Below are 11,980 nucleotides of genomic sequence, written 5' to 3'. Positions count from 1 at the left end.
CCCGCCCCATTGCGAGCGCGGGTTCGCCCTTGAATTCATCAGCGAATTCCGACGCTAATGAAGCGGCGACGCCTCTCGCCAACTCTTCCCGCACCGGCTCGTCGGAGGGCCCCGATGTCTGCGTGATCGACGGACTCCGACGTTGACGCGCCGGTTGGGCCTCGGCCTACGGGAAGGCTCGGCCTCGTTCGACCAACCGCTCGTTGATCTGGTCCAGCACGGGGAGCAGGTCGGCGACACTCTCGATGATGAAGTGGGCCCCGGCCCGCTCCAGTTCGGCCGCGACGCCCGCCAGGCGCTCGCCCAGGGCGTGGGGATCGAGCCGGTCGAGTTCCTCGCGCGAGAGGCCGAGACCGTTTCCTGTCCGGGTGACACCTACGACCCAAGCCCCCGCGTTGCGCCCGGCCTCGACGCCGACGGAGGTGTCGTCCACGGCGACGATGCAGGACATGGGGTAAACGCCCAGCCGCTCGGCGGCTCGGAAGAGCATCCAGGGTGCGGGACGCCCTTGCGGCGTGTCGTCGGCGCAGATCGATACGTCGGGGCAGTAGCCATTGTCGCGGGCGATCGGCTCCAGGACGTCCATCAGGGAGCGTGTGTAGCCCGTCGTCCCCCCGATCTTGAGACCCCGGCGGCGGCACTCGTCGACGACCTCGGGGACGCCGGGGATCACGTCGGCGTGGTTGGCGATCGACCCGAGTTGCAGAGGCAGAAAGTCGTTGTAGAGGCGATCGATGTCGGCCTCGCCGGGCAGAGCCCCATGTTCCTCGCGCCAGGCGGCCGAGACCCGGGGGAGGAAGAGGATCGAGGCGATGTGGTCGCGCTTGGCCTTGCCCATCGGCCCCCGAGCCTCGGCCTCGTCGATCGCGACGCCGCTCTTCCCGAAGATCTCGACGAATGCCCGGGCCGGGGCCCTGCTGCCGTGGTCCACGGTCGTCCCGGCCCAATCGAAGATCACCGCCTTGAGTCGACTGCTCATGACCATAACTCCCAGGTACGATCGGCCAGGCCGAATGCCATCGTCATCCCCGATCCCCCCGTCCCCGAGCGGATGAAGACGCCCGGCATCGGCTCGGCGTCATAGCTCGGCCGGGTCGGGTGCTTGGCGTAAACCCCGTGCCAACGCTCGGCGACGTCCCAGCCCGGCAGGCGGATCACCCGGCGCAGCTCCCTCAGAATCAGATCGTCGATCGCCGCCTTGTCGAAAGGCTCGATGGCGGAGTCGTATTCGTGCGAGTCGCCGAGGATGAGCCCGCCCTCGTCGTTTTGCGAGACCATCACGTGGATGCCGAAAGCGTCAAGCTCGGGAGTCTCGGCCGCGATGCGCTCTCGGAGCCGGGGGAGGCTGGCACATGCGTTGAAATTCGCGTAGTGGCGCAACGTCAGACCGCTTGCCAGGTGCGGGCCAAGCCTCCCGGAAGCCGGTGGCCCGACCTTCAGCATCTGAAGCTTGCAACGTCGGAGGCCGGACGACGCGAACAGGTCGGGGAACAACGACTCGAAATCAGCGCCCCCGCAGACCACGACGCGGTCGAAGTCCCAGCGGCGCCCGCCCGATGCACGGGTCCAACCCGACCCGACCTCGGCGATCGTGGTGCCGAACTCGAACTGGACGCCGAAACGGTCCCCGAGCCAGCCGGGCAGTTCGCGGATGACCTTGCGCGGGTTCACGCAGAGTTCGGTGGGACTGAACAGGCCCCCGAGCAGGCCGTCCGGGTTTGCAAAGTCGGTCCGGTCGACGACCTCGCCCGGTGACAGGAGGTGGCAGTCGTAACCCAGGCCCGGGGCCATCTCGGCGAACTCGCGGAGCACGTCCCATTCGTCGTCCCGGTGGGCCAGATGGATCGAACCGCACGGGTTGACCCAGATCCCGGCCTCCTTCGCGACCTCGAGCCAGATCCGTCGGCTCCGAAGGGCAGTCGCGTGACTCTCGCCGGCCGGTTGGCCGATCGGCCACACCATCCCGAAATTCCGGATCGAGGCGCCGCAGGCGGCCGGGCTGCGTTCGAAGACGGTCACCCGATGCCCGCGACGGGCCGCCGCATAGGCGTGCGACAACCCGACGATGCCCGCCCCGACAATGCCAACTCCAAGTTGATCGCTCATGATTCGCTCAGGCTCCGTTCGATCAACGGGAGATAGTCCTCCAGCCCGGGGACGGTGAGCCCGGGCACCTTGGCCGAGTCGTCGCACCGCCGGAGGATCAGGGCCGACGTGGCGTGGGGCGATGCTCGGAACCGCTCTGCCTCCTCGGGCGACATCGGGCCGCCTTGCAACCGCAGGCTGACCCTGGACGGCTCGCTGAGAGCGTCATGATAGCCCGGCTCGGCCGCGCACAGGAAGCGCTTCGCCTCGACGTGGAGTCGGGCCGGCTCGACCACGTCGGGCCCGAATCGAGCGGCCAGCCATCGGGCGGCAAGTTCCTCGTGGCGGTCGTCCACCCCGCGGTCGGGGGCGTCGTCCGGCAGGTCATGGAGCAGGTGCCCGACATCGTGCAGCAAGGCCGCGACGACCAGTGACGAGGACGCGCCGGCCTCCCGGGCGAAGTGGGCCGCCTGGAGGGCATGCTCGCGCTGCGAGACCACCTCGCGACCATAGGCCGAGCCCCCCCGCTCTTCGAAGAGTCGGACGATCTCTTCGACCACATTGATGCGTGAGTCGTTCATTTTCGCCCGCCTACATCTGTTCTTCACGCCGGCGCGTTAAGAAGTAACTACAATTGGAACCATCCCGACCGCAGGTGCCACGAGATTCTTGCATGAACCAGGCCGCCCGTCGACCCGCAACCCGATTTCTGCTGGACCGCCCCCCTCTGGCGGTGTCGGCCTGGGCGGTCGTCGCGGCATTCGGCGCGTACTTCTGCACGTACGCCTTCCGGAAGCCCTGGACGGCCGCCACGTTCGCCGACTCGACCGTCTGGGGAGTCGCCGAGAAGAGCGTGCTGGTCGTCGCGCAGATGATCGGCTACATGCTGGCGAAATTCGTGGGAATCCGGGCGATTGCGGAAATATCCCCCCGGAGACGGCCCCTCGGGATCGTCGCTCTGATCGGGTTGGCCGAGGCGTCACTGATCCTCTTCGGCGTCGCCCCGTCCCCGCTGCACGTCGCCGGTCTGTTCCTCAACGGCCTGGCCCTGGGCATGGTCTTCGGCCTGATCCTCGGGTTTCTGGAGGGCCGACGCCACACCGAGGCCCTGACGGCCGGGCTCTGCGCCAGCTTCATCCTGGCCGACGGGGCCTGCAAGTCGGTCGGCGCCTGGCTGCTGGGCTGGGGGCTGCCGGAGCGTTGGATGCCAGCCGGGGCCGGTCTCCTGTTCCTGGGGCCGGCCTGCCTTTTCACCTGGATGCTGTCGAAGGTGCCGCCCCCCGGTCTCGAAGACCTCGAGCACCGTAGCGAGCGTACTCCCATGGGCAGGGCCGAGCGGGCCGCGATGCTCCGGAGGCATTTCGTGGGGATCATGGCGATCGTCGCGGCCTACCTGCTGGTGACGATCGCTCGGGGCATGCGGGCCGATTTCGCCCCGGAGATCTGGAAGGCCCTCGGTTCGCCCGCCGCGCCCTCGACCTTCTCGAACTCCGAGATCCTTGTGGCATTCGGGGTGCTGATTGCCAATGGGCTGAGCGTCCTGATCGTCGACAATCGCCGGGCCTTTTTCGCGTCGATAGGGGTTGGCCTCCTGGGGTGCGTCCTGATCATCGCCGCCCTGGCGGGGCACCAGCGGGGTTGGGTCGGCCCGTTCCTGTTCATGGTACTGCTGGGCCTCGGTCTGTACTTGCCCTACGTCGCCATCCATACGACGATGTTTGAGCGCCTGATCGCGATGACACGGGAGCGGGGCAACCTCGGCTTCCTGATGTACGTGGCGGATGCCGCAGGCTACCTTGCCTACGCCGCGCTCGTGCTCGTGCGGGGCTGGCTGCCGGTGAACGGCGACCCGCTCCCCTTCTTCCTGAACACCTGGTGGAGCATGGGCATCCTGACATCCTTCAGCCTTGTCGCCGCCTGGGCCTATTTCGCGGCCCGATCGACCGTGCCAGTCCCGGCGGAGGTCGGGGTATGAGGGCGACGGCAGCAGTCTTTCGTGGCGTGGGACAACCGTTCGATCGGGTGAGCTGGACGCTGCCCGAACCTGCCGGCCGCGAGGTCCTCGTCGAGGTCGTCGCCTGCACGCTCTGCGGGAGCGACCTGCACAGCATCCACGGCCGACGGTCGGTGCCGACCCCCTCCGTCCTCGGCCACGAGATCCTCGGGCGGATCGTCGCCTTCGGGCAGGAGGCCCCTCGGCTCGACTCCGCCGGAAAAAAACTGGCTGAGGGGGACCGCGTCACCTGGGCCGTCGTCGCGCACTGCGGGGACTGCTTCTACTGCCACCGTGACCTCCCCCAGAAGTGCGAGCGCGGATTCAAATACGGCCACGAGCCGCTGAGGCCCGGCCGCGAACTCTCCGGGGGCCTGGCCGACCATTGCCTGCTCGTGCCGGGCACGGCGATCTTCCGGGTCCCCGACGGGCTCTCCGACGCGGCCGCCTGCCCGGCGAGCTGCGCGACGGCCACGGTCGCCGCCGCCCTTGAGGCGGCCGGACCGCTCGACGGCCGCTCGGTGCTGGTCATCGGGGCGGGCATGCTGGGGGTGACGGCCACCGCCTGGTCCCGCGTGCTCGGCGCGGGCGACGTGATCACGTGCGACCCGAGCGAAGAGCGGCTCGCGTTAGCCGCCGCGTTCGGCGCGACGAGGTCAACCTCGCCTTCCCGGTTGGTTGAGACCGTGACGGAGTCGACCGGTGGTCGAGGTATGGACATCGCCCTGGAATTCTCGGGCTCGCCCAACGCAATCGAGGCGGCCTTGCCGCTCCTCGGCACGGGCGGGACACTGGTTCTGGTCGGCTCCGTGTTCCCGACCCGCCCACTGTCGGTCGACCCGGAGCGGATCGTCCGGCGCTGCATCACCATCCAGGGCATTCACAACTACATGCCACGGCACCTGCAACGGGCGCTTGAATTCCTCGCGAGGAACCCGCAGTATCCTTTCGATTCGCTCGTCTCGTCGTGGCAGCCGCTGGGGGAGATCGACGCGATCGTCGGCTCGGACCTCGCGAAACAAGCCCTGAGGGTCGGGGTCCGCCCCGATGTTCACGGTTCCCCGGCGGTCGCCTCGGGGTTGTCGATGAGCGGGTAGTGGCCGTGGCCATGGTCGGGGCCACGATCAGGGCAGACTCGTCACCGTCCGAGTGGGCATCGACCCGGACGATGAACGATGATCGTCCAAGCGCCCTTCACGGTTCTTCAACCAGCGGCTCGCATGAAGAAAGTCGTGCACCTACAAGCACAAGCTTTGGCTTGACTTCCTCACAATCGGCTGGTGCGAAATGGTCGCCTCTTCGAGGCTGCAATTCGCAGAATTGACCTATCATTAAATTCGAACTGATCCTTCATTTGCATTTCAATTGTGGCGGTTAAGTTCTTGACCAGCGATGGGCGCCTCCCGAACAATTCCAGCGTCGGGAGCCGGAACTTCACCTTCGTGCTGTCGCTTCGGCCCTCCACGAGGCATCGCGCCTCGAGCGGCCGACAATCAGGCCTCCGCGAGGACTTCACCGATGGTGGCAACCCTGATTCAGTTCTTCTCGATCGTAGGGGCGCTCCTGGTCCTATCCGCCTTCGGCGCAAGCCAGTATGCCGGCATGCGAACGGACGGAATCGCCTACGGTCTGCTCAACCTCTCTGGTTCGACCCTCCTCGCCGCCTCGGCCCTGACGCCGCCGAATCCCGGGGTCCTTCTCGTGGAAGGCGCCTGGGCCCTGCTCAGTCTGGGCGTCACGGTCCGTGCCCTCCAGCGCCGGAGAATCGTGACGACTCGCCCCCTCTTGATCGACCCGTGGTCCCTACGGGCCGACTGATCCCCTCGAATTCAGGGACAAACTTAGGACCCAAGCGGGACTTCAACGCGAAGCAACGTCACGGAAGACAGGGGGCAATCCGCTGCTCCCCGCTCGCCTGAGAATGAGAGGCGAGCGAGGTGCTTGCATTCCCAAGGGCGGGCTACTCAGGACGTCCATTCGCGTTGGGCCTCACCGCAGCTCTTGCTCAGATGGACGTGGTCGTGGACCTTGGCCACCCACGACAGCGGGATTTTGTGGTGTTGACCGTCGGGGCTATCGTTCTTGGTGAGCTTGATGTGGTCGCCCTCGACGTGGTCGACCTTCCCGAGCAGGTTACCACACGAGCCGTAGACCTCCATGTGCTCGCGGATATCGGAAGTCGAGCCGGTCGCCCCATGGCTCTGGTCGAGTGGCGCCGCGGTCCTGTGCCCGACCTTTTGGACGGTCTCCTCAATTCGGTGGCCGACCTGGTGAGCTTTCTCCTTCGCCCAATCGGCCGCCTCTTCCACCTTCTCACTCACCTTGTGCCCTGCCTCACTCGCCTTCTCCGCGATCTTGTGGCCAGCATCCTCGAGCTTGTCTTTGAAAGATTCAGCCACGACGTTCTCCTTATGCCTGTTGGAATATTGAACCGTCTCACCCCGCGATCCGAGCCCTCTTTTCATCTCGGCAGTGAAATCCAAAGGCAATTGGCGTGCCAGAATCGCATGGCTGTCCTCGGCCTTACCGCCCGGATAGACTGGCCGAAATCGTCGTCGGCCGTGGTGGAACGCAAGCGGGCGCTCCGATCTCTTCCGACGTGTTGAGGATCCTCCCAAGCCAGGAGAACCAAAGGCATGCCCGTGACCCGACGATCGCTGTTAAAGGCCGCCGCGCTCGCGCCCTGGCTCGCGCAAATCGCCCGTGGAGCCGATTCGGAACAGACCGACGAGGCGCTTCCCCCGCCACGCTATCAGCTTGCGATGAACCTCGAGATCATGTTCCCGGCGAAGATGTCGTACGAGGATCGAATTGTCTCGGCCGCTCATTGCGGTGCCAAGCATTACGGCTTCTGGAACTACGGCGGCAAGAACCTCGACCGGATGCTCGAGGCCCAGCAAGCGCACGGCATGACCTGCGTGAGCATCACCGGCGCCCCTCGCACAGGGTGGGGGGCCGGACTCACCAAGACCGGCGAGGAACAGGCATTCCTCGACGACTTCGCCGACGCCTGCCGAGTCGCTAACCGCTTCGGCGCGGAGAACCTGATCACGTTCGTCGGTAAGATCCAGCCCGACATCCCCCCCGAGACCCAACACGCGCAGATCATTGCCGGCCTGAAGAAGGCAGGCGACATCGCCAAGGAACATCGGGTCTACCTGACGCTCGAGCCGCTCAGCCGCGTCGAGTCGCCCCAGATGACCATGGTCACGTCGGCCGACGCATTCCGCTACGCAACCGAGGCCGGACACCCTCACGTCAAGGTGGACTTCGATATCTACCACCGCCAGCTCGGCGAGGGGAACGTGCTCAACACGATGGCCGACGGCCTGAAGCGCGGCCTGATCCAGTTCATCGAGGTCGGCGACGTACCCGGCCGTAAAGAGCCGGGGAGCGGCGAGAGCAACTACGTCAACATCTTCCGCTTGCTCCGCCGAGTCGGCTACGCCGGCGCGATCGGCATGGAGCACGGCACGACGAAGACCCCCCAACACGCCTGGGATACCGTCCGCGCGATGGCCGGCCTCACCTGACCGACCTTGGCCTGCACCACGCCTGGGTTCGGGATGACAAGATGTTGCTCGAGCGCCACCGGCCCGACACACTTGGGTTCGACTCGAGGTGGATCGGCCGGCCTCGGCTTTCCCTTATTTTTTCTTCCGACAAGAAGAGAGAGCGCTCCGATGCCGCTTGCTTCTCAATCGATGACCCTGGCCATGTTCGCCGTCGTGACGATCCTGGCCGCCGTCGGGTCCCCCTCTCAAAGTCAGGGCGCTGAGCCTGCTCCTCCGTCCCCGAAGACGTACCTCCAGTTCATCCGGAGCCAGGCCGAAGCACTCCGCATCAGCGAACGTCCGCCGGAGACAATCTCCGAATGGGAAGTCCAGGCCGCCTCGGTACGGAAGGGCCTTCAAACGGCTTGGGGCGAATTCCCCACCAAGCCGTGCCCGCTCGAGCCGCAAGTGCTGGGAACTCTCGACCGCGATGGCTATCGCGTCGAGAAAGTCGTCTTCCAGACCCGACCCGGCGTCCGAATGACGGCCAACGCCTACGTGCCCGACACGCCCGGCCAACATCCGGCGATCCTCGCCGTCCACGGCCACTGGAAAGGGGCGAAGCAAGACCCGGTCGTCCAGGCCCGCTGCATCGGGGCGGCCAAGCTCGGCTACTTCGTGCTGGCCGTCGACGCATTCGGGGCCGGCGAACGCGGGGTCGGCAAGGCGCTCGGCGAATACCACGGCGAGATGACCGGTGCCACGCTCCTGCCCGTCGGCCGGCCGCTCTCCGGCATCCAGGTTTATGAGAACATGCGGGCGGTTGACTACCTCCTCACCCGGCCCGAGGTCGACGGCAAACACATCGGCATCACGGGTGCCAGCGGCGGCGGCAACCAGTCGATGTATGCCGGCGCCTGGGACGACCGGCTCAAGGCGTCGGTGCCGGTCTGCTCCGTCGGCAACTACCAGGCTTACCTCGGCATCGCCTGCTGCGTCTGCGAGCTCGTCCCCGGCGCCTTGCGGTTCACCGAGGAGTGGGGCGTGCTCGGCCTCACCGCCCCGCGCAGTCTTTTGATGATCAATGCAACCCAGGACGCCTCCCAGTTCTCGGTCGACGCAGCGAAACGGACGCTCACCCCGCTCCAACAGGTCTACCGGCTCCACGACCAGGCGACGCACGTCCAGCACGCCATCTTCGAATCGAAGCACGACTACAACCAGGCGATGCGCGAAGCCATGTACGGCTGGATGACCCTCCACCTGAAAGGGGAAGGGGAGGGAACATCGATCGCCGAACCCGAGATGAAAACGGAAGACCCCGAGACGCTCCGCTGCTACCCGGGCGACACTCGCCCCGACGACTGGATGACCCTCCCCCGCTTCGCCGCAGCCGAAGGGCGAACGCTCATCGCGGCCAAGCCGTTGCCCGGCGATGCCGAAGGTTGGCGTGCGGAGGCCGAGACGCGGCGCAAGGCGCTGGTCGACACGGTCTTCGGCGGGTTCCCAACCGTGCCGCCAATCGGGGTTGAATCCGAAAGCATCGGTGGTTTTGAAATGTTGAGCTTCGAGGCCGAGCCCGGCTTGCCTCCGATCACCGCAACCCGGCTCGGAGCGAACCCCGCCCCCCTCGCCATCGTGATCGACCTCGAGGGGACGGAGACCGACGCCTACCACGCCTGGAGCCAAGCGGTGCGTGAAGCCGGCTGGCAAAGCGTCACGGTCGATCTGCGAGCAACGGGAGGAGAGACCGTGCCAGGCGACAAGATCGGCCAGGCCCCCGACCACAACTCGGCCGAATGGGCCCTCTGGATCGGCCGCCCGCTGCTCGGGCAGTGGGTGTTCGACGTGCGCCGGCTGCTCGATGCCATCGAGAGCAGTGAGGGAGGCCTCCCGCTCGACGTGGTCCTGATCGGTCGAGGGGCAGGGGGGTTGGTCGCCCTCTGCGCGGGGGCCGTTGACCCGCGAGTCACGAAGGTCGCCGCCGTCGGCACACTCGCCAGCTACATCAGCGAGGAGCCCTACGTCGGCCAGAGGCTCGGCGTCATGGCCCCGGGGATTCTCCGCGAGGTCGGGGATGTCGCTCATCTCGCCGCTCTCAACGCTCCCAAGCAAGTGGTGATCGCCGGTGGGGTGGCCGGCAACGGCAAGGCCCTCTCGCTCGAATCGCTCCGCAACGCCTATCAGCCGGCGACGCGTGTCGGGACGCTCCTGAATGCCAAAGAGAAACTCCGTCTTATTGAAGGGACGGACCCCGCCGGCGTGCTCGAAGCGCTGCGGTGAAGGCGGCCCCGTCCTGATCGGACGGACGCTCAATCCTAAAACCCAATCCCATCAAGGATTTTCATCCATGAAGCTTCATCGCTTGCCAATTTCTCTGACGGTTGCTCTCCTTGCGCTGGCACCGCTGTCGTTGCGTGCAGCCGAACCCGGACTCGTCTCGGTCGAGAAGATCTGGGACAAGGGCTCGCACAACGCGTTCACCGACCTGATCCGCTGGCACGACACGTGGTACTGCACGTTCCGCGAGTCCGAAGCCCACGTGGGGGGCAACGGCAAGCTGCGTGTGCTGGAATCAGGCGATGGCAAAACCTGGAAGTCGGCCGCCCTGATCGCCGAGGAAGGGGTCGACCTCCGCGATCCCAAGTTCTCGATCACGCCCGACGGCCGGTTGATGATCGTCGGCGGAGGCTCGATCTACAACGGGACGAAGACGCTCCAAGGCCGGCAGCCGAGGGTCACGTTCTCGAAGGATGGTCGCGAGTGGTCAGCGCCGACGCCGGTCCTCAGTGAAGGGGAGTGGCTCTGGCGGGTCACCTGGCACGATGGCAAAGCCTACGGCATCTCCTACGACTCCAGCGCCCGGAGCACCCCGGCGGCAAAAGCCGCGACCGCTACTGGTAAGGTCGAACTCGACCCGGCCGACTGGAAGCTCAAGCTCTTCGTCAGCACTGACGGCGTGAAGTACGACCTCGTCACCCACCTCGACGTCCCCGGCAACCCGAATGAGTCCACCGTGCGCTTCCTCCCCGACGGCGAGATGATCGCCCTGGTCCGCCGCGAGGCCGGCAGCAAGCTCGCCTGGATCGGCCGGAGCCAGGCCCCATATACCGACTGGACCTGGAAAGAGACGAAGCACCAGGTCGGCGGCCCCAACTTCATCCGCCTGCCCAACGGCTCGCTCTGGGCAGCCGGCCGGAGCTATCCCGGCGGTGCCAAGACCGTGGTGGCCCGGATGACGACCGACAGCTACGAACCCGTCCTGACCCTGCCGAGCAGCGGCGACACGAGCTACCCCGGCCTCGTCTGGCACGACGGCCTCTTGTGGATGAGCTACTACTCCTCGCACGAGAAGAAGTCGTCGATCTACCTCGCCAAGATCAAGCTTCCCCAGGAATAACAAACAGGGGCATGTCCTCTTGTACGTCTGGCACGACCACGCATAACCTGATTCTTATGGGTCGTGCCCTCTTCTCTTGTCGGGTGGACTGACGGCCCCAACGCCTTACTCGAAGAGGTGATTCAGCTCATTGGCCAGACGAACCCCCGCCTGGGCGAGGCGCCGTTCGAGAATCGGGCGAGCGAAAGTCACGTAGTCCTTGCCCAGAAGCCTACCGCTTTCCATCGGCCGGCGCGCACCGGCGGGGAAAAAATAGGCGGACTTGGCATCTTCCAGGCTCTCGTTCACCCAATCCTCGACGCTGCCACGCGACCAGGCTCGGATATTCTCCCTGGTGAGCTGCGGTTCGATCCGCTCGACCCAGGCTCGTTCGTTGCGGTCGATCTCGTTGATCAGGCCCGAGTCCCAGAGCCGATGAAGGTTTGTCCCTTCCCCCAGGAACTGGATCTGGGTCAGGTTCCCACCCCGGTCGTGGTTATCGCCGACATGCAACGGCTGGTGAACATCCTCCACGAGATGGACCAGGAACAACAAGGCCCGCTGCCGCTCGCGCAAGGGAGCGCGGCGGTCGGTCAGGACCGAGCGGAAGTGCTTGATCTTGGCGACGACGCAGTTGCCGTTCGAGCAGAAGCGATCCTCATAGTGCGTGGCCGTGATCGGTACGTTGACATAGTGCCAGGGGGCGCTTCCGGGCACGGCGTCGTGCCCGTCCTGATCGGCCCAGGTGGAGATATCCACCAGTGTATCCCCCTTGAGCAGTAACTCGCTCACGGCCCGACGGGCCCCGGGATTGAGCCTGGCCTCGGCCACCCGCGCGGCAATCCGATGGCCGTGCGGTCCCCAGGCCCAACTCGTCGACGCAGGTCCCAGCGTTAAAAGTACGAGAGCGAATCGCCAGGCCGAAGTTGTTCGCGGCAAGCGCATGTGACACGATCCCCCAAGGCGGAAAAACAAAGCAGAGACGCGTAGTCGCGGATGAGTACCGAAGTGGCAGAGGTCCCACCCTGC

General features: G+C 66.0%; 11 protein-coding genes. 6 read left to right on the top strand and 5 right to left on the bottom strand.

All coding sequences use genetic code 11. The features are described 5' to 3' along the window. Positions 1–166: 166 nt before the first annotated feature. Genes phnX through SINAC_RS01925 form a run of 3 tightly spaced genes read right to left on the bottom strand, consistent with a single transcriptional unit; the run spans position 167 to position 2,666 of the window. A complete protein-coding gene (gene phnX / locus SINAC_RS01935; protein WP_015244021.1) occupies positions 167–979 on the bottom strand; it encodes a phosphonoacetaldehyde hydrolase in 813 nt (270 codons plus the stop codon). Beyond that, positions 976–2,106, bottom strand: a complete 1,131-nt coding sequence (locus SINAC_RS01930) for a TIGR03364 family FAD-dependent oxidoreductase (RefSeq protein ID WP_015244020.1) — start codon at positions 2,104–2,106, stop codon at positions 976–978. The genes phnX and SINAC_RS01930 overlap by 4 nt, the downstream gene beginning before the upstream one ends. Further along, on the bottom strand, positions 2,103–2,666 hold the full coding sequence (locus SINAC_RS01925) for a phosphonate degradation HD-domain oxygenase (RefSeq protein ID WP_015244019.1): 564 nt from the start codon (positions 2,664–2,666) through the stop codon (positions 2,103–2,105). The genes SINAC_RS01930 and SINAC_RS01925 overlap by 4 nt, the downstream gene beginning before the upstream one ends. Before the next feature lie 92 nt (positions 2,667–2,758). On the opposite strand from SINAC_RS01925, the gene SINAC_RS01920 reads away from it, so the two are divergent. From SINAC_RS01920 to SINAC_RS01910, 3 genes are all read left to right on the top strand, one after another. Further along, positions 2,759–4,060, top strand: a complete 1,302-nt coding sequence (locus tag SINAC_RS01920) for a DUF5690 family protein (RefSeq protein WP_015244018.1) — start codon at positions 2,759–2,761, stop codon at positions 4,058–4,060. Beyond that, positions 4,057–5,175, top strand: a complete 1,119-nt coding sequence (locus SINAC_RS01915; protein ID WP_015244017.1) for a zinc-binding dehydrogenase — start codon at positions 4,057–4,059, stop codon at positions 5,173–5,175. Before SINAC_RS01920 ends, SINAC_RS01915 begins: the two co-directional genes overlap by 4 nt. 421 nt (positions 5,176–5,596) lie before the next feature. After that, positions 5,597–5,896: a CBU_0592 family membrane protein gene (locus SINAC_RS01910; protein WP_015244016.1), complete on the top strand. Its 300-nt coding sequence runs from the start codon at positions 5,597–5,599 to the stop codon at positions 5,894–5,896. A 146-nt stretch (positions 5,897–6,042) separates the two neighbouring features. Here the strand turns inward: SINAC_RS01910 and SINAC_RS01905 are convergent, their stop codons facing one another. Beyond that, positions 6,043–6,477: a DUF2171 domain-containing protein gene (locus tag SINAC_RS01905; protein ID WP_015244015.1), complete on the bottom strand. Its 435-nt coding sequence runs from the start codon at positions 6,475–6,477 to the stop codon at positions 6,043–6,045. Between the two features lie 237 nt (positions 6,478–6,714). Between SINAC_RS01905 and SINAC_RS01900 the strand changes: the two genes are divergently transcribed. The 3 genes from SINAC_RS01900 (at position 6,715) to SINAC_RS01890 (ending at position 10,972) form a co-directional block, all read left to right on the top strand. Continuing rightward, the gene (locus tag SINAC_RS01900) at positions 6,715–7,611 is read left to right on the top strand and encodes a TIM barrel protein (protein ID WP_015244014.1); all 897 of its coding nucleotides are present in this window, start codon (positions 6,715–6,717) and stop codon (positions 7,609–7,611) included. 150 nt (positions 7,612–7,761) lie between these two features. Then, the gene (locus tag SINAC_RS01895) at positions 7,762–9,855 is read left to right on the top strand and encodes an alpha/beta hydrolase (protein ID WP_015244013.1); all 2,094 of its coding nucleotides are present in this window, start codon (positions 7,762–7,764) and stop codon (positions 9,853–9,855) included. 67 nt (positions 9,856–9,922) lie between these two features. Beyond that, positions 9,923–10,972 carry a sialidase family protein gene (locus SINAC_RS01890; RefSeq protein WP_015244012.1) on the top strand — a complete coding sequence of 350 codons (1,050 nt, stop codon included), beginning with the start codon at positions 9,923–9,925 and terminating at the stop codon, positions 10,970–10,972. 105 nt (positions 10,973–11,077) lie between these two features. On the opposite strand, the gene SINAC_RS01885 is transcribed toward SINAC_RS01890, so the two are convergent. Next, the gene (locus SINAC_RS01885; protein WP_015244011.1) at positions 11,078–11,896 is read right to left on the bottom strand and encodes a S1/P1 nuclease; all 819 of its coding nucleotides are present in this window, start codon (positions 11,894–11,896) and stop codon (positions 11,078–11,080) included. Between the last annotated feature and the right edge of the window lie 84 nt (positions 11,897–11,980).

This window comes from Singulisphaera acidiphila DSM 18658 (genome assembly GCF_000242455.2).
In the GTDB taxonomy this organism is placed as follows: Bacteria; Planctomycetota; Planctomycetia; order Isosphaerales; family Isosphaeraceae; genus Singulisphaera; species Singulisphaera acidiphila.
The sequence above is the reverse complement of the archived record's forward strand: the minus strand, read 5'-3'. Positions and strand labels throughout refer to the sequence as shown.

Excerpts from the sequence above, each read along its gene's own strand:
- SINAC_RS01920 (WP_015244018.1), top strand. The coding sequence starts at position 2,759 with ATGAACCAGGCCGCCCGTCGACCCGCAACCCGATTTCTGCTGGACCGC.
- SINAC_RS01895 (WP_015244013.1), top strand. The coding sequence starts at position 7,762 with ATGCCGCTTGCTTCTCAATCGATGACCCTGGCCATGTTCGCCGTCGTG.
- phnX (WP_015244021.1), bottom strand. The coding sequence starts at position 979 with ATGAGCAGTCGACTCAAGGCGGTGATCTTCGATTGGGCCGGGACGACC.
- SINAC_RS01910 (WP_015244016.1), top strand. The coding sequence starts at position 5,597 with ATGGTGGCAACCCTGATTCAGTTCTTCTCGATCGTAGGGGCGCTCCTG.
- SINAC_RS01900 (WP_015244014.1), top strand. The coding sequence starts at position 6,715 with ATGCCCGTGACCCGACGATCGCTGTTAAAGGCCGCCGCGCTCGCGCCC.
- SINAC_RS01915 (WP_015244017.1), top strand. The coding sequence starts at position 4,057 with ATGAGGGCGACGGCAGCAGTCTTTCGTGGCGTGGGACAACCGTTCGAT.
- SINAC_RS01925 (WP_015244019.1), bottom strand. The coding sequence starts at position 2,666 with ATGAACGACTCACGCATCAATGTGGTCGAAGAGATCGTCCGACTCTTC.
- SINAC_RS01890 (WP_015244012.1), top strand. The coding sequence starts at position 9,923 with ATGAAGCTTCATCGCTTGCCAATTTCTCTGACGGTTGCTCTCCTTGCG.
- SINAC_RS01885 (WP_015244011.1), bottom strand. The coding sequence starts at position 11,896 with ATGCGCTTGCCGCGAACAACTTCGGCCTGGCGATTCGCTCTCGTACTT.
- SINAC_RS01930 (WP_015244020.1), bottom strand. The coding sequence starts at position 2,106 with ATGAGCGATCAACTTGGAGTTGGCATTGTCGGGGCGGGCATCGTCGGG.